At 43.7% G+C, this 21,523-nt stretch carries 25 protein-coding genes; all 25 read right to left on the reverse strand.

Annotated elements, in window-relative coordinates:
* Positions 1 to 199: 199 nt before the first annotated feature.
* The 25 genes from yihA to DH10bf12_RS15205 all read right to left on the reverse strand — a co-directional run bounded on the left by yihA (position 200) and on the right by DH10bf12_RS15205 (position 21,321).
* A complete protein-coding gene (gene yihA / locus DH10bf12_RS15085) occupies positions 200 to 787 on the reverse strand; it encodes a ribosome biogenesis GTP-binding protein YihA/YsxC (protein WP_471736070.1) in 588 nt (195 codons plus the stop codon).
* Positions 784 to 3,108: an endopeptidase La gene (lon, locus tag DH10bf12_RS15090; protein WP_471736071.1), complete on the reverse strand. Its 2,325-nt coding sequence runs from the start codon at positions 3,106 to 3,108 to the stop codon at positions 784 to 786. The genes yihA and lon overlap by 4 nt, the downstream gene beginning before the upstream one ends.
* A gap of 182 nt (positions 3,109 to 3,290) precedes the next feature.
* Positions 3,291 to 4,562: an ATP-dependent protease ATP-binding subunit ClpX gene (gene clpX / locus DH10bf12_RS15095; protein ID WP_471736072.1), complete on the reverse strand. Its 1,272-nt coding sequence runs from the start codon at positions 4,560 to 4,562 to the stop codon at positions 3,291 to 3,293.
* Positions 4,563 to 4,791: 229 nt separating this feature from the next.
* A complete protein-coding gene (gene tig / locus DH10bf12_RS15100) occupies positions 4,792 to 6,081 on the reverse strand; it encodes a trigger factor (protein ID WP_471736073.1) in 1,290 nt (429 codons plus the stop codon).
* A 143-nt stretch (positions 6,082 to 6,224) separates the two neighbouring features.
* Positions 6,225 to 7,172, reverse strand: a complete 948-nt coding sequence (locus DH10bf12_RS15105; RefSeq protein WP_471736074.1) for a tetratricopeptide repeat protein — start codon at positions 7,170 to 7,172, stop codon at positions 6,225 to 6,227.
* A gap of 340 nt (positions 7,173 to 7,512) precedes the next feature.
* Positions 7,513 to 8,055, reverse strand: a complete 543-nt coding sequence (locus tag DH10bf12_RS15110; RefSeq protein ID WP_471736075.1) for a phage holin — start codon at positions 8,053 to 8,055, stop codon at positions 7,513 to 7,515.
* Between the two features lie 12 nt (positions 8,056 to 8,067).
* Positions 8,068 to 8,355: a hypothetical protein gene (locus DH10bf12_RS15115; protein ID WP_471736076.1), complete on the reverse strand. Its 288-nt coding sequence runs from the start codon at positions 8,353 to 8,355 to the stop codon at positions 8,068 to 8,070.
* A 268-nt stretch (positions 8,356 to 8,623) separates the two neighbouring features.
* On the reverse strand, positions 8,624 to 9,181 hold the full coding sequence (locus DH10bf12_RS15120; protein WP_471736077.1) for an RNA polymerase sigma factor: 558 nt from the start codon (positions 9,179 to 9,181) through the stop codon (positions 8,624 to 8,626).
* A gap of 1,143 nt (positions 9,182 to 10,324) precedes the next feature.
* Positions 10,325 to 10,870, reverse strand: coding sequence for a tyrosine-type recombinase/integrase (locus tag DH10bf12_RS15125; RefSeq protein WP_471736078.1), 546 nt, complete (start codon positions 10,868 to 10,870; stop codon positions 10,325 to 10,327).
* 525 nt (positions 10,871 to 11,395) lie between these two features.
* A complete protein-coding gene (locus tag DH10bf12_RS15130) occupies positions 11,396 to 11,770 on the reverse strand; it encodes a phBC6A51 family helix-turn-helix protein (RefSeq protein ID WP_471736079.1) in 375 nt (124 codons plus the stop codon).
* Positions 11,715 to 12,503: a hypothetical protein gene (locus DH10bf12_RS15135; protein ID WP_471736080.1), complete on the reverse strand. Its 789-nt coding sequence runs from the start codon at positions 12,501 to 12,503 to the stop codon at positions 11,715 to 11,717. Before DH10bf12_RS15135 ends, DH10bf12_RS15130 begins: the two co-directional genes overlap by 56 nt.
* 19 nt (positions 12,504 to 12,522) lie before the next feature.
* Entirely contained in the window at positions 12,523 to 15,114 is a 2,592-nt protein-coding gene (locus DH10bf12_RS15140) for a phage tail tape measure protein (RefSeq protein ID WP_471736081.1), read from the reverse strand.
* Positions 15,107 to 15,319, reverse strand: coding sequence for a hypothetical protein (locus DH10bf12_RS15145; protein WP_471736082.1), 213 nt, complete (start codon positions 15,317 to 15,319; stop codon positions 15,107 to 15,109). Before DH10bf12_RS15145 ends, DH10bf12_RS15140 begins: the two co-directional genes overlap by 8 nt.
* 160 nt (positions 15,320 to 15,479) lie before the next feature.
* Positions 15,480 to 15,929: a hypothetical protein gene (locus tag DH10bf12_RS15150; protein ID WP_471736083.1), complete on the reverse strand. Its 450-nt coding sequence runs from the start codon at positions 15,927 to 15,929 to the stop codon at positions 15,480 to 15,482.
* Between the two features lie 15 nt (positions 15,930 to 15,944).
* On the reverse strand, positions 15,945 to 16,487 hold the full coding sequence (locus tag DH10bf12_RS15155; protein WP_471736084.1) for a hypothetical protein: 543 nt from the start codon (positions 16,485 to 16,487) through the stop codon (positions 15,945 to 15,947).
* Positions 16,484 to 16,903, reverse strand: a complete 420-nt coding sequence (locus DH10bf12_RS15160; RefSeq protein WP_471736085.1) for a hypothetical protein — start codon at positions 16,901 to 16,903, stop codon at positions 16,484 to 16,486. The genes DH10bf12_RS15155 and DH10bf12_RS15160 overlap by 4 nt, the downstream gene beginning before the upstream one ends.
* Positions 16,896 to 17,138, reverse strand: coding sequence for a hypothetical protein (locus DH10bf12_RS15165; protein WP_471736086.1), 243 nt, complete (start codon positions 17,136 to 17,138; stop codon positions 16,896 to 16,898). Before DH10bf12_RS15165 ends, DH10bf12_RS15160 begins: the two co-directional genes overlap by 8 nt.
* Positions 17,122 to 17,289 (reverse strand): hypothetical protein, encoded by a 168-nt coding sequence (locus DH10bf12_RS15170; RefSeq protein ID WP_471736087.1) that lies wholly within the window; start codon positions 17,287 to 17,289, stop codon positions 17,122 to 17,124. Before DH10bf12_RS15170 ends, DH10bf12_RS15165 begins: the two co-directional genes overlap by 17 nt.
* On the reverse strand, positions 17,289 to 17,963 hold the full coding sequence (locus DH10bf12_RS15175; protein WP_471736088.1) for a hypothetical protein: 675 nt from the start codon (positions 17,961 to 17,963) through the stop codon (positions 17,289 to 17,291). Before DH10bf12_RS15175 ends, DH10bf12_RS15170 begins: the two co-directional genes overlap by 1 nt.
* 104 nt (positions 17,964 to 18,067) lie before the next feature.
* Positions 18,068 to 18,484, reverse strand: a complete 417-nt coding sequence (locus DH10bf12_RS15180; protein ID WP_471736089.1) for a hypothetical protein — start codon at positions 18,482 to 18,484, stop codon at positions 18,068 to 18,070.
* Positions 18,471 to 18,731 (reverse strand): hypothetical protein, encoded by a 261-nt coding sequence (locus DH10bf12_RS15185; RefSeq protein WP_471736090.1) that lies wholly within the window; start codon positions 18,729 to 18,731, stop codon positions 18,471 to 18,473. Before DH10bf12_RS15185 ends, DH10bf12_RS15180 begins: the two co-directional genes overlap by 14 nt.
* A gap of 10 nt (positions 18,732 to 18,741) precedes the next feature.
* Positions 18,742 to 18,999, reverse strand: coding sequence for a helix-turn-helix domain-containing protein (locus DH10bf12_RS15190; RefSeq protein WP_471736091.1), 258 nt, complete (start codon positions 18,997 to 18,999; stop codon positions 18,742 to 18,744).
* A 71-nt stretch (positions 19,000 to 19,070) separates the two neighbouring features.
* Positions 19,071 to 19,922 (reverse strand): hypothetical protein, encoded by an 852-nt coding sequence (locus DH10bf12_RS15195; protein WP_471736092.1) that lies wholly within the window; start codon positions 19,920 to 19,922, stop codon positions 19,071 to 19,073.
* Positions 19,923 to 19,961: 39 nt separating this feature from the next.
* Positions 19,962 to 20,129, reverse strand: coding sequence for a DUF5659 domain-containing protein (locus DH10bf12_RS15200; protein ID WP_471736093.1), 168 nt, complete (start codon positions 20,127 to 20,129; stop codon positions 19,962 to 19,964).
* Complete coding sequence (locus tag DH10bf12_RS15205) at positions 20,119 to 21,321, reverse strand: hypothetical protein (RefSeq protein WP_471736094.1); 1,203 nt, start codon at positions 21,319 to 21,321, stop codon at positions 20,119 to 20,121. Before DH10bf12_RS15205 ends, DH10bf12_RS15200 begins: the two co-directional genes overlap by 11 nt.
* Positions 21,322 to 21,523: the final 202 nt, after the last annotated feature.

Below are 21,523 nucleotides of genomic sequence, written 5' to 3' on the forward strand. Positions count from 1 at the left end.
GGACGCTTTCCGTGGCCGGGCGGTGAGCCCGCAGGCTTCGCCATGCCAGGTCTCACACGTCCCTTCCTGCCACAGGAGTCGCCCCCCTTCCGCTACAATCATCATCTGTGCAAATACAACTATGGGTTTTATTAAGGCTTAAACATAAAAAGAGAAACGCACTGATCATCAGGCGTTCCTCTTTCGGTCATTTAGACTATTACTCTTTCATTTTTCTTTCAATAAAATGCCAGGCATTATCTTTACCAAGTCCTGTTTCAGAAGAGAACATGATAAGCTCGTCGCCTTCTGCAATTTCAAGGGCTTTTCGGGTAACACTAAGATGCTTTTGCCACTTACCTTTAGGTATTTTGTCTGCTTTCGTAGCAACGATCAGACATGGGATATCAAAGTGTTTTAAAAAGTCATACATCAAAATGTCATCCTTGGTTGGAGGATGTCTGAGGTCAACGATCATTATGACGGCTTTGAGCGGCGCCCTGTCTGTCATATAGGTTTCAATCATTTTACCCCATGCTGCACGTTCTGTTTTCGATACTTTTGCGTAACCGTATCCAGGCACGTCTACGAAGTAAAGTGCTTCATTTAAAAGGTAAAAGTTCAGCGTCTGAGTTTTTCCCGGTTTAGAGGAGATACGTGCGAGCGCCTTACGGTTAATCATTTTGTTAATAAAGGATGATTTCCCGACATTCGATCTGCCCGCTAATGCAAACTCGGGCAGACCTCCTTCAGGATATTGTTCAGGCTTTACAGCACTGATGACGATTTCTGATTGTGTTATTTTCATTGTTTTTCACCTGCCAGCGCAATATCAAGGACTTCATCTACATGAGATACCGGGATAAATGTAAGTTCTGACCGTACACTTTCCGGAATGTCATCTATGTCGCGCTCATTATCTTTTGGAATAATTATTGTCGTAAGACCTGCTCTGTGAGCGCTAAGGGATTTTTCTTTCAACCCGCCGATTGGCAGCACTCTTCCTCTAAGCGTTACTTCACCGGTCATACCGATTTCTTTTTTAATTGGACGTTCAGTCAATGCCGAAACGAGCGCAGTAACGATCGTAATGCCGGCTGAAGGTCCGTCTTTTGGTACTGCTCCCTCAGGAACATGTATATGAATGTCATGCTTTTCATGGAAGTTTTCTTCAAGTTTTAATTGTTCAGCTCTCGATCTCACAAATGAAAATGCAGTCTGTGCAGATTCCTTCATCACATCACCAAGCTTACCAGTCAGTACGAGCTTTCCTTTACCAGGTGACAGTGATACTTCAATTTGAAGTGTATCCCCACCTACTGTCGTATAGGCAAGACCGGTCGCAACGCCAATTTGGTCTTCTTCTTCAGCCTGACCGTAACGGAATTTTTTCTTGCCCAGGAATTCAGAAAGACTCTTGGATGTGACAACCACTTTTTTCTTTTCTTCTCCAACAATCATTTTAGCTGCTTTTCTGCATACAGTAGCTAATTGTCGTTCCAAACTTCTTACCCCGGCTTCACGTGTATGATAGCGGACGATGTCTTTAATCGCTTCATCTCTGATCTGAAGCTGTGACTTTGACAGTCCGTTTTCTTTAATCTGTTTTGGCAGAAGGTGGTTTTTAGCGATATTGATCTTTTCAATCTCAGTATAACCAGCGATCGTGATAATCTCCATACGATCACGAAGCGGACCCGGAATTGTCGAAAGATTATTTGCAGTTGCAATAAACATGACCTTAGACAGATCATAAGGCTCTTCAATGAAATGGTCACTGAAAGAGTTGTTCTGCTCAGGATCAAGTACTTCAAGCATTGCGGACGATGGGTCTCCTCTGAAATCATTAGACATCTTATCGATTTCATCAAGAAGAAATACAGGGTTTACTGTTCCTGCTTTTTTCATCCCCTGGATGATCCGGCCCGGCATAGCGCCAACATACGTCCTTCTATGTCCGCGTATTTCAGATTCATCTCTTACACCACCCAGTGATGCCCGAACAAATTTACGGCCTACCGATTCAGCGATTGAACGCGCAAGGCTTGTTTTCCCTACTCCCGGAGGACCTGCAAGGCAGAGAATTGGTCCTTTTAAAGACTTGGTCAGCTGCTGCACTGCAAGATATTCAAGCACGCGCTCTTTTACTTTTTCCAATCCGTAATGATCACGGTCAAGAATTTTTTCCGCCTTCTTAATATTAAGGTCGTCTTTAGTAGACTGTGACCATGGCACTGTAATCAGCCATTCAATGTAATTACGGATGACTGAGCTTTCAGCTGATGTTGCAGGAACTTTTTCATAGCGGTCCAGTTCTTTTCTGGCGATTTTTTCAATGGATTCAGGCATCTGCGCCTGCCGGATTCTTTTTGCAAGATCAGAAATTTCACCAGTTTTTCCGTCTTTATCTCCAAGCTCTTTCTGAATCGCTTTCATTTGCTCACGAAGGTAATATTCTTTTTGAGTGCGTTCCATCGACTTTTTCACGCGCTGACCGATTTTCTTTTCAAGGCTTAACACTTCTTTTTCATTGTTAATCGTCTCGATCAATGCAGTGATTCTTTTTTTGATATCCGTTGTATCCAGGATTTCCTGCTTCATTTTAAGCTTCAGTGGTAAATGAGAAGCAACAATATCCGCAAGGCGTCCCGGCTCTTCTATATCAAGTACCGTATTAAGCGTTTCTTTTGATACTTTTTTAGAAAGGGCAATATACTGCTCGAAATAGTCAGTCAGCGTCCGCATAAGCGCCTCATACTCAGCAGACTTTTCAGGATCGTCCGGATAGGATTCAACTTCGACTGTGAAGAACGGTTCACTTTCAACAAAAGAAGTGATTTTCCCCCGCTCAATTCCCTCAACGAGTACTCTGATCGTACCGTTTGGCAATTTAAGCATTTGTTTTACTTTTGTCAGCGTACCCATTACAGCAAGATCGTCCTGCTCCGGCTGATCGATTGCCATATCTTTTTGTGTCGATAAGAAAATCATATGATCATCCATCATTGCTTTTTCCAATGCCTGAATCGACCGTTCACGACCAACATCTATATGCAGAACCATTGTTGGGTATACGAGCAGGCCTCGCAGCGGTAAAAGCGGCAAAGTCTGTGTATTGTTATTCGCCATATGTAACACCTCCATGTTAATTCAAAAAACCGATTAAAAACGTTTAGTATTACTTTACCCTTTAGATTAGAAAAACATCCAGCGAAGCGAAAAGTTTTAGATACTTATTCAGCTTGCGGCTGTATCTTTTGAGAGATAAAAAAAGCTGACTCGATATGATGAGCCAGCTTTTGTCTTAGACATTAAGCAGATGTTTTTTCTTCATCATCCAGATCGATCTGAGAACCATCTTCACGAAGAAGAATCGGTCTTTCAGTCTGCTCTACAGCACCTGGTGTAATGATACACTTCTTGATCTCTTCTTTCGATGGAAGGTCAAACATCACATCAAGCATCAGATTCTCAATGATTGAGCGAAGTCCACGAGCTCCGGTTTTACGCTCAATTGCTTTACGTGAAATTTCACGGAGAGCTTCTTCTTCAAATTCGAGTTCAACATCATCAAGTTCAAGCATTTTCTGGTATTGTTTTACGAGCGCATTTTTAGGTTTTGTTAAAATTGAAATCAGCGCTTCTTCATCTAGCGTTTCAAGCGTAGCAGTTACAGGCAGACGCCCGATAAATTCAGGAATCAGACCAAACTTGAGAAGGTCTTCCGGGACAAGTTTTGAAAGCAGTTCACGTTCTGTCAGGTCACCCTTTGACTCACCTGAGCCGAACCCGATTACTTTTTGTCCAAGACGGCGCTTGATGATTTGATCTACCCCATCAAAAGCACCACCGACAATGAATAAGATATTCGTTGTATCAATCTGGATAAATTCCTGATGCGGATGCTTTCTTCCACCTTGTGGAGGCACACTTGCTGTCGTACCTTCCAGAATTTTCAGCAATGCCTGCTGAACACCCTCACCTGATACATCACGTGTAATAGAAGGGTTTTCTGATTTACGCGCGACTTTATCGATCTCATCAATATAGATGATTCCTTTTTCAGCACGTTCAACATCGTAATCTGCAGCCTGGATCAGTTTGAGAAGAATGTTCTCTACATCTTCACCAACATAACCAGCTTCAGTAAGTGAAGTAGCATCTGCAATCGCAAACGGTACGTTCAGAATTCTGGCTAATGTTTGAGCCAGTAGTGTCTTACCTGAACCAGTCGGTCCAATCAGACAAATGTTACTCTTTGAAAGCTCAACATCGTCGACTTTACTATTGGATTTGATTCGCTTGTAATGGTTATAAACGGCTACTGAAAGTGACTTCTTCGCACGTTCCTGACCAATTACATAATCACCGAGGATCGAAAGGATTTCTTTCGGCTTCGGTACATCTTTAAATTCAACTTCTTCTTCAGTTCCAAGCTCTTCTTCCACAATTTCAGTACAAAGTTCTATACATTCGTCACAAATATATACACCCGGACCGGCAACAAGCTTACGAACCTGTTCCTGGGTTTTTCCGCAGAAAGAACACTTCAATTGTCCTTTTTCGTCGTTAAATTTAAACATTACTTTCACCCCTTTATCAGTATTGCCCATAATAGAGCATCTCTTTTACTCTGTAGGAAAAATTGTACCATACAGATCCACTAGACGGAACTAACTCGATTTTCCCGATATGTTTTGCCATTAAACCTTTATGTATGTACTGATTTGAACCTATTACCATGAAGAAACTGTGCTTATGTTATAAAACAAGGCACGATCTGATCGCGCCTTGCTTCAGTCTTACTTATTATTATGCAACAGTTTTGCTGTTATCTACAAGAAAATCGATTGCTTTTTGAACACGAAGATCGTTTTCAAGAATTTCTGTAGATCCGCCAAGTGCTGCTTTGATCTGATCTACTGACATGTTGAACTGTTCAGTCATGCTGCTTAGCTCAGACTCAACATCTTCTTCAGTGACAGTAATATTTTCAGCTTCAGCAACTGCTTCAAGTACAAGGTTAGTACGTACGCGCTTAGCCGCATCTTCCTGCATCTGTCCGCGAAGTGCTTCTTCATCCTGCCCGCTGAACTGGAAGTACAGTTCAAGGTTCATTCCCTGTGCGCTCAGGCGCTGTTCGAATTCCTGCATCATGCGGTCAACTTCTGTGTTAATCATTGATTCAGGGATATCAATTTCAGCGTTTTCAGAAGCTTTTTCAACTACTGAATCACGAAGTGCCATTTCAGCAGCATTTTTCTTTTCTTCAGTTAGACGATTTTTTGTCTTTTCTTTCAGTTCAGAAAATGTTTCCACTTCCTCGTCTGCATCTTTAGCGAATTCATCGTCAAGCTCAGGAAGTTCTTTCGCTTTGATTTCATGAATTTTCACTTTAAATGTAGCAGGCTTACCAGCTAGCTCTTCAGCGTGGTACTCCTCAGGGAAATTAACTTCTACGTCTTTTTCATCTCCTGTTGCAAGACCAACTAATTGCTCTTCAAAACCTGGAATGAAAGATCCTGAACCGATTTCAAGAGAGTAGTTGTCAGCTTGTCCGCCTTCAAATGCTTCTCCTTCAACAAATCCTTCAAAGTCAAGAACGACTGTATCACCGTCTTCTACTTTACCGTCTTCTTTCACAACAAGTTCTGCCTGGCGTTCCTGCAGCTGCTTAAGCTCAGCGTCTACATCTTCGTCAGTTACTTCAGCATCAAGCTTTTCCACTTCAAGTCCTTTATATTCACCAAGTTTAACTTCAGGCTTTACAGTTACTTTAGCAGTGAAAATCAGCTCTTTACCTTTTTCCATTTGCTCTACGTCAATTTCAGGACGATCAACCGGTACGATACCAGCTTCGTCTACTGCGTTAGCGTAAGCTTCAGGAAGGATCTCATCAAGAGCGTCCTGATAAAGTGATTCCACTCCGAAACGCTTTTCAAACATTTGACGAGGCATTTTACCCTTACGGAATCCTGGTACGTTAATTTGCTTAACAACCTTTTTAAATGCACTGTCAAGACCCTTGTTAACTGTTTCAGCGTCTACCTGTATTGTGAGTACGCCTTCGTTTCCTTCTTGCTTTTCCCAATTTACTGACATAAATAATTCCCTCCAAAACATCTATTAAGTTAATGGTTTCATGAACGACATGAAATCAATGATTCTTTCATTCTTCTATTAAGAATCCCATTATGCAACCATTTTATTATAACATACGCGGTTTGTCTTTCAACTGCAAACCATTAGACCATTTCCACTTTTTCAAGTCTGCTGATTTCTGTAAGAAGTTCAATGTGACCAAAATCACTGAACGGGTCTTTTTCACCCATATATTCCCTGGCCAGCCTTTGATATGCGTCTGAAATTGTCTCCGGAGAATCGATTCTCCAGGTGAAAGGATATAGTAAAAACGCATGTTTTTGCAAGAGCTCCGCTGCGATTTCTGCTAATTGCGGCTGATCACTCATATCAGAAAGCAATGCTGCAGCCTTCTGATACAACTCCTGATCAAATGGTTCAACCAGCTCTGCCGGTGAAACAGATATTTCTTTTCCCCATTTGCAAACAACCGTCTCATCTGAGATCCCCTGCTCTCTTAATATGTTTAAAAGAAGCGTTTTTATAAAGGGGTGGGTCTCATCTTTTTCAATTTCTCTGATTACATCACTTTTCATCGGTCGAATATTCTGTTTTGCAAGTGCTGCTGTCTGAATCATCTGTTGCTCAAGATCTCTTTGTAATTGGAATGACTGAAAGGATTCATCCTCTGCTTCTCTCGCGTTCTTTTGCTCCTGACCTAGGTTGATCAGACTTTGCAGTCTTGCAGCTTTTTCAGGCTGCAATTCATTTTCTTCTAGAAGAGGCTGTATAAATGAAGCAATCTCATCAAACTTTCTCAATTGAATCAGATTCATCACATAAAGCTCAACCAGTTCTTCATACTCACCGGCGCCGTTACGGAGCATCTTTTTACAAAGGTCCGCGGACTCCAGCCACTGGTTATTTTCATAATAAGCAACTGCAAGTGAAGTACCTGCCGCTGCGTCATCTTCATCAATCTCGAGTGCCTGCTCCAAAAGGCTGATGGCTTCAACATTTTCCTGATTCTGCAGCATGTCCAATCCCCGCTCTATAAGCCGGTCTTTTAGTCCCGGAAACGGTATAACACGCCTGCCCTGCTGCTCAGCCATATATGATGAACCACCTTCCGTAATCTTTTTGAATGTAGTGTAGCATTGTATTTTATAAAATGCCAAGAAAAGCACTATCACAGCATAGAAAAGAACCGCCTATTACGGCTGTAACAGGCAGTTTCACAAAGCATTCCATATATCGCTGATGCTTCCAGATCATCATTTGTTTTATAGATCATATTATTATAACAGGAGATTCATCACATATATGAATTTTAATCTTTCACAGACTTTGTCAGCAAACCAACTTCCCCATTATAAATAAAGATTGTATACCATCCACAGTTAACCACTGAAAGTCCACCAGCAGAAATTGCATAACTGGTGCAGGCACGTCTTATCGGGTATCTCTGACTTGATCGTCTTTATAAGCTGCTGCAACCTGTTTAATAATTGACTGCTCTGGATGGTGTTGTTTCTTTTCATCAACATGACTCATTATATTTTCAGCTGAAATTGAAGGTGAAAATACGCCGGCAGCTAATTCGTGCATGCTTATATATTTATACTCTCCTGCATAATTTCTGATATAAATCATCAGATCTGATTTTGAATCAGCTACTTCTTGCAGACTAAGTTTTTCTCCTTTATTTGATGAAAAGAATAATTTCTCATGGTCCAAACCACTTATATGACATTCCGTATGTTCCTTCAATACTCCTGGTGTCAGATCTTTGTTTTTTCTCTTTCTCGCTGTGCGCGAAATATCATTATCCTTCCACCAGACCCAGAGAGAAGCACCAATCGTGAAGAACATAGTGAAAAGTTGCTCAATTTCTTCATTCTCAATCGGAAGTGGAGAGTAGCCGGCAAGAACCAGTGATAGATTCAGCAGTGCAATGATCAATGTGATTGTTCTGATAATCATAGTCGTTTCCATTGTTCACCCTCCTTAAGAAAATAGTTTTCCAATAATCATTAAAATGAATGGGGCCATCAGGCCGAAGAACCATTTACAGCGAACCTCAAGTGCCTGTATATCACGAGCATTTACTTCGCATGCTTTATACGCTTCCTCCGATTTATCCTCTGCGCGGTCTGCCAAATAGTAAGCTTCATCTGCTCTTTTTTCTATCTTAGGGTAACCGATTATCTTTTCATCAAATCGCACCACCCAGCGGTCAAGCTTATGGATTTCTGCTGCAAGACTATTAATTTCTTCATGTAATTTCCCGTTCATCTCGCTACCTCCAGTTTGTTTTTTAATGATATTGTTCTTACGTAAAGAAAAATTGGCTGCTGTTAATAGCTTTTCTCCTTTCACTTGGCTTTTTTATACTATCTACCCATTACTGTATTTATACGAATATATGTTTGTAAGTAAAAAGCTGGTTTTTAATGTTTTATTTTTCAAGCAGTTTAAAAATGATTTTGTCCGTGTATAATAAAATATGGGATACGCTTCAATTAATTTGAGCGATCCTAGAGAGCATGTAATATGCTCATGATTAGGCGGTGAAATAGTCGTCTAGTAAAATATGGCGGCGGGCAGCTGCTATTTTTTCTATTCGATTTTTAACCGTTTTATCAGACGTTCCGAGTTGCTTGGCGGCTTTTCGGAATGAGTAGGACTTTGCGAATGCTATCAGAGCTTGTCGGCTTGGTACGGTAGCATTCGCAGTCAGTTCAATGAGCAGTTGGCGCTGCTCTTTTTTTATTGCAATCATTTCCGGTTCATTGCCCGTTGATGTTCTTACACTATGGGAATAGCGCTCAATATAGCTTTGATAGGTCAGTGATTTACTGCCAACATTTGCGATGTGCCGGCGCAGCATGAGGAACAAGAAAGGCTCAAATTCGCCAATTCTCTCATCGTACGAAACAACTGCATTATAAAATACCTGATTTGCCTCAGACTCCACATCCTGCCATATCAGCCGGCGTTGGCGCGTCTGCTTGCGGGCGAAATTGAAAACCTTTCCGGCGAACATTTCATAAATTTCGTTAAAGTATAATTCGCAACCAGTTTTTTGATATTGCGTTATTAAGTTTTTAATGTGACACATGATCAGAACGCCTCCTTTTATTTTTAGCTTTGTTAAAGTTGGCTGTTGCTTTCTGCGGATAGACGCTGAGTTAGCAGTCCTCGCCATAAGCCTCACCTGCGAGCTGCCCCTGCAGCGGAAATCACCAGCTGTAAAGAAACAATAATCTTTAACATAGCTCAATTCTTATGTATTTATTTCACGGCTCAACGGAAAGTGCGGAATCATTTTCAAATTTTATATTATAAATCTGTGTTAAAAAATGCGTTTACCAGCAATTAAACTGCGTTAATTTGGTTACAGAAAAACGACGCCCTTCTGGTTAGAAGAACGCCGCTATTTTAACTCAGTTTGACCGGTGAAGTGACCGCACTTTCACCCATCGCCTTCATGGCTATGTGAAGCTTCATCAGGTTCATGCGGTTTTTATACAGGCTCTGAATATTTATTAAAATTTATTTTCATGTTTAAAAACAGCATCATAACAGAGAAATACCTTTACCGAACGTACATTTGTTCTTTTCAATATAGCGCAACTTATATAGCAGCCCGGTCGAACGCTGTCGCCTGTAAGTTGGGAAAATTCCATGGATTTATTATGAAATTTTTACCTTCTATGCTATAAGAATGTAAAAACATTTATATTGAGTCCATGTTGACTTGGGAAAAGAACAGGTACTATAATCAGACCAGAAATAAATCCAAGTAATTTTTTGGTAAACGATCATTTGTACAGAGACAGATCGATTTCGCAGGCTGTGGAACCCTTTTTACCAGCAGACACTTTTATGAAATAAAGGAGTAATTGAAAAAATCTTTACGCTACTGAAACTTTGATTCCTTTTAGCATATTCTTTTGACATAAACAAAAAACTTCCTGCATTTTGCAATGCAGGAAGTTTTTTTGATAGCGATTGTTAAAAAGAATTTCATTAAGGTTTGCTTTCTTTTAGAAATCTCTACAATCGTCAAACCATTGTTTTAATGATTTTTTGAATCATGCGGTAGCGTCCCAGGAGAGATTCGAACTCCCGTTCGCTATTACCTTCGTTTATGTAATCCGCTTAGATTGCGGAAAGTTGATACGTTCATTGAACGGTCATTAGACCGCTAAGATGATAGTACACGGAAAACAGACCGTAGTCAAGACGAGTTTCTTCCTTATTAAATCTCCACGTCCATATAAACGTCTGCCACGTCTTCAGCTTCAATTCCGATATAGCGTAAAGTCTCACGCGGGCTACTATGATTCAACGCTCGCATAATCAACGTTATATCATGGCCGGCAGTATACACCGCATAGCCCCAGGTCTTCCGCAATGTGTGAGCACCGACAGACGTATACTTACGCTCAAGCCCTGCGTTAGTTACCGCTCGCTGAAGGATATTCCATACTTGTACGCGACTGATCGGCTTGTCTGCACGCGGCGTCTTGAACGCATATTCTCCGTCTGCCACTGACGCCGGTACTAACTGTTTGACCGCGAGCTTAATCGCTTTGTTCAGCGTAATCACTCGGGCCTTCTTCGTCTTACCTTCTTTGATACGGATTTCGTCGTTTCGTAAGTCGCCTACTTTCAACGTTAGCAGATCGGAAACACGCAGCGCCGTATTTGTTCCGACGATGAATAATAGTAGATCACGGCCGCTCAGCTGCGCCTTAATTTTACGTATATCCGCCTTTGATTTGAACGCTTGTACTTCATTCATACGGTTAACACCTCCGCAATAATTCTGATTGAGTTAAACGTATTGTATACCCGAGTGAATAATTACGCAAGTCCAAAGTGAAAAATTAATATCCGCGTATTAAGTTCAGCAGGCTCCGGGTGCGTCAGGTAGGCGGTTGGGGTCGTGCCTTTCGCGGGAAATTTCCGTGGATCAACGTGTATGAATTATACAACGTTATGCATTTCCGACTTAACAGAATCGCATCGAGTTAAACGAAGAATCCTTTAATGACAACGTTTCATTGACTACGAACTTGCTTAACGTTTTATGCAGCGAAACAAACCGCGTCAATTCAACGTTTGTTAATTTCTACCGGACAACCTAACGTGTATAGAATACTGCATACTCGATATACCTCCATAGGTATTAGCGCCAAAGCGTTCGGGGTGTCGCGCGTCCGGTCCGTGTTGCTGGTATGTAGAGGCGGAAAGCCTACGTAACATGACACCACGTAAGCCCTCCGTATCGTGTTCCTTCATTATATAGCGCAATTAATGGCGCATGTCACCCAGGTAAACCGCGTAAACGTTTGATCTCAGCACGCAGGTCAGCCGCATCTAGCCCGCTACCGCTAGTAGTCTCTACGGATACCTGCTCGGTAAGCATACCGTGTAGCTGGATATACGTCCGGAACCCGGCGGCGTTGCCCGTCTCAATGATATTGTCCGCCATAGACTCCATTACCTCCGGCAGCCGCTCGATTGATTCCCGGATAATCTGATGCTTCCATTCCGCTACAAACGCATGGTCTTTCTTCCAGCGGTAGAGTGTACGTACAGTTACGCCAACCTTTTCCGCGATTTGCTCATGCGTTAAACCGTGGTCATTCCGTGCTAGATAGTCGATAGCTGCGATTTGTTGTTCGTTTAGTTGTTTCATAATCATCTACCCCTTCGCGTAATTGTTTGTGTGCTTCCGTATGGTCGTATTGTTGCTTCCGGTATGCAGATACGTTGCCGATCCTAGATAAAACGTGCATCTCAAAGTCCGCTGATATTTCCGCCGGGTGATTGTACGACATTACCCCGTGAGCCAGCGTTAAGCCGTTCTTCGTATGTTCGAATATAGCAGCAATCAGTTCATCATCTTTTACGTCGCTAGTGTCGGGATATACGTACGGCTGCGAAAGAATATCCTTCTCAGCTTCGGAAAACTCTTTAAACGGTGCGATTTGGTGATACTGAACAAGGTTTTTATACGTATGCTCAACTTCTTTTGCTACGGTGCTGTCGCCAGAACGAAAAGACACCATTCCGGTAGATCCATCGCGATAAAACCCGTTGAGAATTATCGTTGCAGTACCTTTAATGTCTAAGAATTGCAGATAGTCCGGCTTGTTTTCGTCGGCCCTTTCTCTCGCTATGATCTCATTAAGAATTCGCTTACAGTCCGCCAAGTCATGTTCGGGCTTAGTTTCACTTCTGAGAATGTCCATAATATGAACGGTCGCATCTGAAAAGCCCCCGGCGCCTGTAAGTACGTAGTCACTTAGCTTGTACGTCTTGGTGTCGCGTGCATCCTGCGGTACGACCTTTCCGCCTTTAACCGGCACGTAGTCGCCTTCTTCGTTGAAATCATATTCAATAGTGACCAGGCGCGTGTCTGACGTCATGATCGAGCATCCACTGAAATTAGCACTCAAAATTAAAGTCAACGTTAAACACCTCCGAACCTTTAAACTCTATAATCATACGAATTGTCTCGTCGGCATCTTCGGTATGCAGCCCGATTGGATTAGCTGCCAGTTCCCAGGGCATACCGCCTTTATGGAGTTTCGGCAAAGGCATTTTATTAAGCGAAGGTTTACCGACGACGCCCCCGCCATGATACGCCACACGTTGAGGACCGCTAAGCAAGTCCGCCCTGCCTGACGTTCTAATTTCAATGTTTTTAATAATACTTCTGCCGAGTACGTCATTCATTGATACGGCCTGCCCCGTAATTTCAGCGATCTCACCAAGTACGATCTGCAAGTTAGCGATCTGACCGTCAATAGCGGAAATTCCCTCCTGATATTCCTGTGTTGTCTTTGCGGCAGCCGGCGTGTTCTTTTCAAGTTCGCTACGTTTCGCTTTAAGTTGACCGATTGACTCTTCGATCACTGCTACTTCCTCGCCCGCTTCCGCTGTTAAGTCGGTCTGAGCGAGCCAGTTATTTACGAGTGCCTGTCGCGTTTCCTCTAGCGTAGATAGCTTTTCGTTTACTTTGTCGAGTTCTTCCTGAAGCTCCGTGTTATTGTTGACGCGTGCTTCTCGTTGGTCTTCTAGCGTGCTTAAATTCGCCTGCTCGTCCGCTAGTTCTTGCGCGAGTCTGAACGCCTTATCAAAGTCAGACGCTTCTTCCGCCGCAGTGAGTTCTTCTTGCAAGCGCCCGACTTCGCCTCGTTTCTCACGTTCTTCAGCGACAAGCTGGTTTTGTATTTCCTGACCTTCGTTTAACTCTTCGCGAAGCCTTTTCTGCTCTTTTAGGTTCTCGCGTTGGTCGGCCTCGGCTTCCGCAAGCGCCCCTTCTAAAGTTAAGCGTATACCTTCTAGCTTCTCAGCGTTTAGTTCCTTCGCAGCCGCGGTTGTATCAAGAAAAGCATTTCCTTCGTCCGTAATAGTCGCAGAAGACTCCGGCACAACTTCTAATATTTCGTTATTCAAACTGATAAATTCCGCGAGTTCATCGTTCGTTAAATTCGATTTCTCTTGAAGCAACGCCTGCTCATCTTTAAGACGCGCAATTTTCTCAGTATCAGTAGTCCGAGAAAGTTCGTCCGCAATATCAATAAAGCGTTTCAGCTCGTCATTAGTAAGGAAAGTTGACGCCTTCAGTTCGTCATAACGTGTGATAGCCGCGTCTAACGTGTCATATTCCGCCTGCATAGCTGAAGCCTGGTCGATACTCTTTTGGATCGTGTCTTCCTTTGCAACGTTAAGAGCCGCGATACCGCCCGCCAGTAAAGACACACCAATGATGGCAGCCCCTACTGGACTAAGAGCGAAAAGGGACAGGGCAGCCGATAGTTTAGCAACCGTCGTAATAACACCGGCAACTGCGGCGGCTACTCCTGTGAAAGTAGCAACTGAAGCGATCATTTTGCCGTCTAGCTCACCGACCCACCTAACAACGTCAGCCCCGACGTCAATCATGTCGCGGAACATCGGTAAGAATTGTTGACCGACCTCAATGCCGACTTCTTCAAGCGCAGATTGGAAGGCTTTAAAACTTCCCTGAAGTGTATCATTCTGAATGTCCGCCATTTCCTGCGCGGCTCCGGCGCTATTTTCAAGTTCAGACGTATAATTCGCTAGTCCGTCTTCCCCTACTTCTAGCAACGAGATCAGTCCGGCCGCGGCCTCAGTGCCGACCAATTGTGCTGCTGTCGCTGTTTTTTGAGCGTCCCCCATTCCAGCGAGTTTTTCACCAATATGACCGACTAGCTCCGGTAATGGCTTCATTGATCCGTCTGCGGTTTGCACTTCAATGCCTAACTCCTCGATGGCGGTAGCTGCTGCGCCAACCGGATTTGCTAAACTCAACATCGCTGCTCTTAAAATCGTTCCAGATTGCGAGCCTTGCAGACCATTTGAGCCGAGGATTCCAATCGCAGCGGCAGTTTCCTCAATAGAGAAGCCTAGGGACTTAGCAACAGGCGCAACCATTTTCATCGATTCACCCATCATAGGTATGTCAACGTTAGCAGTCGCGGCAGTTTTTACGAGGACATCTACAGCTTTCTCAGCGTCCTCTGCCTCTATGCCGAAAGAACTCATGACGTTACTCACAATGTCCGCAGCTTGTCCGAGTTCAATCTGTCCGGCTGCTGCTGCGTTAAGTACTGCCGGGAGGGCGGAAATCTGCTGTTCAACAGAAAAGCCACTTTGCGCTAAGAATGCAAGAGCTTCACTCGCTTGAGTTGCGCTGAACTGAGTTTCTGCGCCCATGCGACGCGCTACTTCTTCCAGACGTACCATTTCTTCCGCTGACGCTTGCGAGACGGCTTTTACTTTCGCCATGCCCTGTTCAAACTCGCCTGCTTTCATAACAGATGTACCAATTGCAGCAACGATAGAAGTGGCGACGATTGCAGACGCTTTCTGAATGCCATCTAGTTCCTTCTTCAGATTAGCCGACTTCGATTTCATTTCGTCCGTTTTACGCTTAGCGTCATCCATGCCTTTAGTGAAACCAGAATTATCCAAAATGATTTTCGCGCGTATAGAACCCACCTCAGCCATGACTTACCGCCTCCTTTAATAGCGAAGCAACGTAGTCAGTTTCATACTGCGAAAGTACCGCCGCTGATTCTCCGATTTTTTGCGCGTATTCTATGCTGAAGTTAGTATCTTTCTTTGATAGGCATTCTAAAAAGTGCGCCATAAAGCCGAGCGCTTTCGATAGCTCTATTTCTTTATCTGTAAGTTCTCTATTTTTATCTGTCATTGTATAAACCCCCTATAAAAAATTGCGGCATTAATTAGCTCCCGTCGCCAGCCTGCCGCGGACTGACGGTTCATCGCGTGGAGGAAACTTGCTCCCACTAACCCGCGGAATGTCAGCCGCGTCGTGGTTCCAGCGCAATATAAAAAAGCACCCTAGCCGTTTAGCCCTGAGTGCTTTCGTTTAACGTTCTTTTTACTTGCGTGTACAATGCGATGTTCTCATTCGTTGAATTCATGGTCGCCATTTTCTTCGCCGTACCTAAGTCTGATTTTTTAAGCTCACCGCTTTGCAGCCGTTGCCGCAGTCCGCTTTTTACTACGTTTAAGTTTTTCCAGTCTGCGCTTTCCGTTTCGTTCTCTTGTAATAACGCCTCATGATAGGCCAGGCGCTCGGATGCGAATTCATGCGTACCTGCTTCAACGTCAGCCTTTAATTGCTCAATGTGTTCCGCCGTCGGGCGTTCATATATTGGCATTTCTTCACTGGAAATTCTGCCGACTAGCTCCGTATGGTTGTCCTTTATTTCTTTAAATGCGGCGATCTTACGTGTGTCTCCCCGTGCGTCTCTGCGTATGCTTTCTAACTGCTTTGGCGTAATAACTTTTTCCATTCGTAACAGCTCCTTTTAAAGTTTTTCGTATTCTCCGACTTCACTTCCGTTAAACGTATAAGGTCGGCGATCAAAAGGCGGCCTGCCGAATTTATTATCGTAGCCTCGTCCGCATGAAGCTGCTACTTCTTTTACGAAGTCATCATATTCATTTACTAGCGTCCGGTGGCTCTCAAGTTCTTTTAAATACGCTTCTTTCGCTTTCTTCAGACGGTCAAGCGACGGCTGATGTTCGTTCTTTTGAAACGCCGGCACAAATTCCGTCTTCCATGCTTCTACTAATTCGTCTTTGCTGATCTGGTCCGGCGCTTCAATCACGGAAGCCTGCAAGCGTTCAAGTTTCTTTTTTGCTGCGGTTACACGCTCGTCCGCTGCGTCCAGGTCTTTGTCTAGCGATAAGTCGGTCACATAGCGCTTTACTAATGCTGAATGCTCGTTGTGTGCCGCCGCTAGTTCCGCCTGTGCTTCTTCAATATGGCGTTGTCTTTCCGTCTGCTGCTTGCTTAATTCGGCCTGCTGCTTTTCTCGTTGCTCGTATAATTTAAATGTCGTCTTCATAATGAATAACCCTCCGTTAATTTTCGTAGTAGTTTAATCGCCCATTTACGCCAACCCGTCGCTTTTAACGTCATACCGCGCGTTTTCATTTCCACGCTATATATCTCACGTAGTTCAGTTTCATACGTTTTGATAGCCGCCTTTGTGACGCTTGTCTCCGCGCTCGGTAACATTTCGACGATATATCCAGGCGTTTGTATGAACGCTGAAAAGAGCGCCCTTGTAGACGTTTGAAAGCTCGTTACTTTGTGGAAGTCGAGTATGTCTATTAACTCGGTTACTGCGCTCGCTTCGTCTACCACCGGTTTAATAACGCTGTCTGACTGCTCGCCGTGCTTATCAAAAAGGATCACCGTTAAAAATGCAGCTGCCTCGATGTACTCAACGTTAACGACCGCCGCGGAAATATTACTCATACTGCTCCACAACTTGCGCTCTTAACTTCGCGTATATTTTTAAGTTTTCTATACGGTCGTCGCCCATGCCTAGCGAGTTCGCACGCTCGTAAGCCGTCGCCAGGTTGTCCAACGTTGGCCGTTTAATGTCCGCCGGAATTTCAACGTTATCCAGGTTCATGCCGTCTACTTCCGCCAGTAGATCCGCGTCATTTTTAATAATTAGTTGATTCTTTTCATTAATGTAACTTTTCATTCTTCTTTTCCCCCTTTAGTTTTTCGAATACTGCGTCTGTCCAATCGCGTGAGTCCTTGCGCCCATTAGTCCGCTTTTTCTTCTTCAGACGGAACTTTCTATCATCGGACATCCCTTCAAAAATCACGTCTTTATTTCGTTTGCGTCCCATTAATCGCCAACTCCTAATCTCTCGTAATCATCCGCAGTAAAGTCCGCTTGTTCTACCGTCAACTTAACGCCTGTTTCACGTAGATTCCCGCTAATACGTGCGCCAATAAGACGCTTACTATTGAACGCTGGACCCTCACCGCAGAATATAACTTCAGCCGCGTCATTAAGACCCGCATGACTGACAACGTATTCAGCCGCCAGACTATAAGCTGCATTTAACTTTTTCGCCTCTATGACCTTTTCAGCCGTTGCGCTGTAAGTTTTATGATCCTTCGTTGTAAAGTACACTACGTTATAAAGTCCGTCCTTTTCATGCGGTTTAACGTGTAGATAAACGTAAACTTGTCCGTCTTCTGCCGCCTTCTGGCGTTTAATGTTCTTCAGCGTGTGTTCAGCCGGCTTGCCGTTATAGTAGGCGGTCACTTCACGGCTGATATGACCGATATAACTCACGATATGATCTAAGCCATCACTGAATGGAACGTCATAAAGTGTGCGGCGAGCAATTTCTTCGCCCTGGCTATTGCAGACGCTGAACGTGTTAAATCGTTTGTGCCGTGTGACCTCAATTTTTGCGGTACGGTCAGGAAATAAAATGTAATATTTCCCGGACTGGTCTTTGCCTTCGAGATAATTTGTCGTACCTTCGTATGCTGTGTATACGCATTTCAAGTAATCGCCCCCGTTACGTTTTAGAAGTGCATAAATCGTCTTTACTTAACTGCACTATTAAAATGCCTTATTCTGCATTCAGAAAGCCTATTAAATCAATGTTTCTAAGCCCCTAAACCGTCATTCTCTTTCCGTTGCTTATCACGGTATTTCCGATTACGCTCACGGCTCTTGGCACGTTCTCTTTCAGCCGAGCATTTATCGCAGAATTTATGGCGGTTATTCCGCTTTTCAATTTCAACGTTGCAACCTTCGCAGCGATCCGCCTCTTTTAGCTTTTTACGCAACGGATAGTCACGCGGAAAGTAGTCCAGGTAATCAGCGTTCAACGTTGGATCAGACGGCAGTACCGAGCGCATAAAGTACGGGCAGACGTTGCCAATCATCGAGTCCGTTCTAATCTCGACGACACACTGGCCGCATTGCTGAGCCGGGCAGCCGCCGTTTTGATTCAGCGAGCATTCATTCCGGGCAAGCCTGGCAAGTTTAGCGCGAATTGATCTGACTTCACGTTGATTCATTCGGAATATCCCCGGCAATGTAATTCATGTTAAAACGGACTAGCTCGCGCACTTCATCCTTAGTTAGCCCGTAACGTCTTTTCGGTGCGTATTGTAAGCAATAAGTGATTGTAGACTTTTCTATTAACTTTCTTTTAGATTCTTCGTTCATTTTGCTGTAAGTATTAAAATTTACGTTATCTAAAACATGTTGAAAAACCTCGTTGTTTACGTCTTCAATATAAATTTCGTACTCTTTTTCACTCATTTCCAGCCTCCTATTGACTTGTTTTATCTGATTTGTTATAATAATATTGGGATAATTTGTCCATATCTTTTAATTGAATAAAAAAATCAATTACTTCTTGCGTCATAGGAAAGTTTGCAAGTATTCTAGCTTTTACTTCTCTTGAAACCTGACGTCTGCCAGTTTCCAGGTGAGCTACTTGCGATGGACTTATGCGCAGAACTTCAGCAAATTCTTCACGTGACAAGCCTGCTTTATGTCTAAAGGCCTCTACCATTTCTTTTTCCATTCCTTTTCCCTCCCTTTTTGTACATAGCATTTAAATAAGAGAACGAACCTCTGCGCAACAGGCTCGTTTCCTCACTTAATAGCATAAACCTCCGAGTTAAAACGTTGATTTGGTGCGGTTTCTTGGCGTTTTGATAGTATTTGAGACGCTTCTACAAAATGGTCCGATTCGTCTACTTCGCTAATGTGTCGGACGACCACCGGAAAGACCGTTTCAGCCTCTTTTTTCTCACGACCACGCGGGCGATAATCAAAAGGCGTAGGGTCTTGTTCGCTTCTGCCCGTAAATGACGGCTTTTTCCGCCCATTCAAGCGCGTACCGTCGTATTCTTCATTGTCGCGGTAACTCCTGGCGTCAATTTTGCGATCCTCATACGCTCTCTCGCTCCGAGTAGCCAGTACGTTAAGCTCATGCGGTGAATAGAACGGATATTCATGCTGCTGTCTTTCACGGTATCGCTTGATCTGTCCGCCATTACGCTGTCTGAGTGCGTCTTTGCGGCGGCGGCACTTCTCGCTACATACACGGGCGTTATTCCGCAGGCTCCAGTCAATGAACGTACATTCGCACATTTCGCAAGTCTTAGTCCGATCAGCGTGGCGTTCCTTTACCTTATCGCTAAATTCCAAATAATCACGCGCACCTTGACCGAGCGACGGGAATTCTTCGTTTTCAGCGACCTGGCCGACTGCTTCACGACGTAGCATTAAGCCACGCAGATGATCCTCCGCTAGTAAATAGTCAGCGAGAAGCTCAAGGGCTTTAGCGTTGCCCTCTATTTCAAGTTCGCGCATACGGTGAAGTTTAACGCGACTGATGTATTTTCTTAGGCGGTAATTGTCTTCTGAGTGTGCTTCATAATGGCGCGAATAGTAGTTAGGGAATCTAGCGCTCATATACTTTAGATACTTTTGTCCGTTCATTTAATCGCTTCCCTTCCGGTGGTTTTTTAGCTGTTGCAGTTATTTCCCGATTATTTCCGAAAATGCTTTACGTAGTTCAGCGCTGTCTTCAAAGCTGAAAACTAAACGCTCACGCTGTCGGGTAGACTTCTTTACTTCCTTTACGACGAACCCTCGTTTTATTAACGCCTGGGCTACTGCGAGCGAAACAATCTGCTTATATCTCATAACGTGACCACTCCTTTAATAAACGCCTCATGCGGCTCGACGGTAAATACAGATTGATCGCTTTTCCGTTACGGATTCTTGAGCGCCAAATCCACTGAAGCAAATCTGCGACTGCCAGTAATTCTTCGTCAACTGACACCCCATTGTCATTAAAGAACGAGCTGACGTGCGGATTGTTGTAACGGTTAAATAAGTAGGCAATAGCGAATTTATCTGCGTAATCGTTCGTAGCTCTCGCATTTACCGCAATAGCCGTTTGTTTGTATCCACGCGGTGCTATTGATTTCTCGACTTCCTGCAACGTCGAATAGTAGACGTCGTTTTTCTTAGCTTTTGCGATATTGTAGAAGAAGTTATACGTGTTGTTCTTTAACGGCTTCAGCACGTCAATATCAGCGTTTCTCAAATACGTAGCGCTTAGAGCATTCTTCCGGTGGCCGACGTCATTCAATTTCCCTTCGTAAATATCTATCAACGCCATAAGGTCCTCACGCTTCTCGCTGAGCCGATCATATGGGGCAAGTACATATTTACCGGCTTCCATTGAAACGGAATGATATTCAAATTGAAACGCGAATAAATCGAAGTAGCTCTTTAGAATACTGCCGTTAAACAAATACGTCATAACCATTACTTGATCTAGCGCCTTGAATACAGAACTCGGAAAAGCCCATACGAGAAATTTGCCGTGATAATAAAACAAGTTGCCAGCCTGCGCCAATAACCGAATGTCTACGTAACGGCTGTCGTCTTTAAAATCACCCGTCCAGATAACCTTATTGTCCCGGACTTCAATATCTCCGCAGCTTTCCAGTTTACGTATATCGCTAGGCTTTACGTTTACCGGCTCGATTACTTCCAGCACTTCGTCCAGGATCAGTGTATATCCTGAATCCGTAAGCAGTTCAATTAATTCGTCGTCGGCGGTCTGAAATAACGAATGAGTCGAAGTAATGTCAGCGCCTTGTACGATCAAGTCCTTTAGACTGCGCAGCTTCGTACGTTCTTCATTTGCGTTGTTAGGCTGAATAAAACTCCGCCCCCTTACGCTCGTTTTCACACGCTCAACTTCCTTCAAGAATGGCGTAATGTAGATAAACTTTTCCGTCGGCTCAGCGCTGCTCATATACTCTATCGCCCATGACGTCTTACCCGAACCCATAATACTGTCGACTACTTTAATGTTTGTCATCGTGATTCCTCCTGAGTTTCCGCTACATGATAACGGTTATTTTACGGAATAAACGTAGTAAAAATTTTCTCGAGCCTTACTCTCCCAACGGTTACAGCGTTTCATCCTTAAAGGAAAATAGGGCGTTTTTTACGATATTCACGAGGCGGTCTTTGCCGAAGTGACGGGCCGGTCTTGCCCGATATACTTAAGACCTGTTGCT

The sequence above is a fragment of the Jeotgalibacillus sp. 10bf12 genome (assembly GCF_055597105.1).

Bases quoted from the DNA above. Each gene is read 5' to 3' on its own strand.
- yihA (WP_471736070.1), bottom strand. From the start codon at position 787: ATGAAAATAACACAATCAGAAATCGTCATCAGTGCTGTAAAGCCTGAA.
- lon (WP_471736071.1), bottom strand. From the start codon at position 3,108: ATGGCGAATAACAATACACAGACTTTGCCGCTTTTACCGCTGCGAGGC.
- clpX (WP_471736072.1), bottom strand. From the start codon at position 4,562: ATGTTTAAATTTAACGACGAAAAAGGACAATTGAAGTGTTCTTTCTGC.
- tig (WP_471736073.1), bottom strand. From the start codon at position 6,081: ATGTCAGTAAATTGGGAAAAGCAAGAAGGAAACGAAGGCGTACTCACA.
- DH10bf12_RS15105 (WP_471736074.1), bottom strand. From the start codon at position 7,172: ATGGCTGAGCAGCAGGGCAGGCGTGTTATACCGTTTCCGGGACTAAAA.
- DH10bf12_RS15110 (WP_471736075.1), bottom strand. From the start codon at position 8,055: ATGGAAACGACTATGATTATCAGAACAATCACATTGATCATTGCACTG.
- DH10bf12_RS15115 (WP_471736076.1), bottom strand. From the start codon at position 8,355: ATGAACGGGAAATTACATGAAGAAATTAATAGTCTTGCAGCAGAAATC.
- DH10bf12_RS15120 (WP_471736077.1), bottom strand. From the start codon at position 9,181: ATGTGTCACATTAAAAACTTAATAACGCAATATCAAAAAACTGGTTGC.
- DH10bf12_RS15125 (WP_471736078.1), bottom strand. From the start codon at position 10,870: ATGAATGAAGTACAAGCGTTCAAATCAAAGGCGGATATACGTAAAATT.
- DH10bf12_RS15130 (WP_471736079.1), bottom strand. From the start codon at position 11,770: ATGAAACAACTAAACGAACAACAAATCGCAGCTATCGACTATCTAGCA.
- DH10bf12_RS15135 (WP_471736080.1), bottom strand. From the start codon at position 12,503: ATGACGTCAGACACGCGCCTGGTCACTATTGAATATGATTTCAACGAA.
- DH10bf12_RS15140 (WP_471736081.1), bottom strand. From the start codon at position 15,114: ATGGCTGAGGTGGGTTCTATACGCGCGAAAATCATTTTGGATAATTCT.
- DH10bf12_RS15145 (WP_471736082.1), bottom strand. From the start codon at position 15,319: ATGACAGATAAAAATAGAGAACTTACAGATAAAGAAATAGAGCTATCG.
- DH10bf12_RS15150 (WP_471736083.1), bottom strand. From the start codon at position 15,929: ATGGAAAAAGTTATTACGCCAAAGCAGTTAGAAAGCATACGCAGAGAC.
- DH10bf12_RS15155 (WP_471736084.1), bottom strand. From the start codon at position 16,487: ATGAAGACGACATTTAAATTATACGAGCAACGAGAAAAGCAGCAGGCC.
- DH10bf12_RS15160 (WP_471736085.1), bottom strand. From the start codon at position 16,903: ATGAGTAATATTTCCGCGGCGGTCGTTAACGTTGAGTACATCGAGGCA.
- DH10bf12_RS15165 (WP_471736086.1), bottom strand. From the start codon at position 17,138: ATGAAAAGTTACATTAATGAAAAGAATCAACTAATTATTAAAAATGAC.
- DH10bf12_RS15170 (WP_471736087.1), bottom strand. From the start codon at position 17,289: ATGGGACGCAAACGAAATAAAGACGTGATTTTTGAAGGGATGTCCGAT.
- DH10bf12_RS15180 (WP_471736089.1), bottom strand. From the start codon at position 18,484: ATGAATCAACGTGAAGTCAGATCAATTCGCGCTAAACTTGCCAGGCTT.
- DH10bf12_RS15185 (WP_471736090.1), bottom strand. From the start codon at position 18,731: ATGAGTGAAAAAGAGTACGAAATTTATATTGAAGACGTAAACAACGAG.
- DH10bf12_RS15190 (WP_471736091.1), bottom strand. From the start codon at position 18,999: ATGGAAAAAGAAATGGTAGAGGCCTTTAGACATAAAGCAGGCTTGTCA.
- DH10bf12_RS15195 (WP_471736092.1), bottom strand. From the start codon at position 19,922: ATGAACGGACAAAAGTATCTAAAGTATATGAGCGCTAGATTCCCTAAC.
- DH10bf12_RS15200 (WP_471736093.1), bottom strand. From the start codon at position 20,129: ATGAGATATAAGCAGATTGTTTCGCTCGCAGTAGCCCAGGCGTTAATA.
- DH10bf12_RS15205 (WP_471736094.1), bottom strand. From the start codon at position 21,321: ATGACAAACATTAAAGTAGTCGACAGTATTATGGGTTCGGGTAAGACG.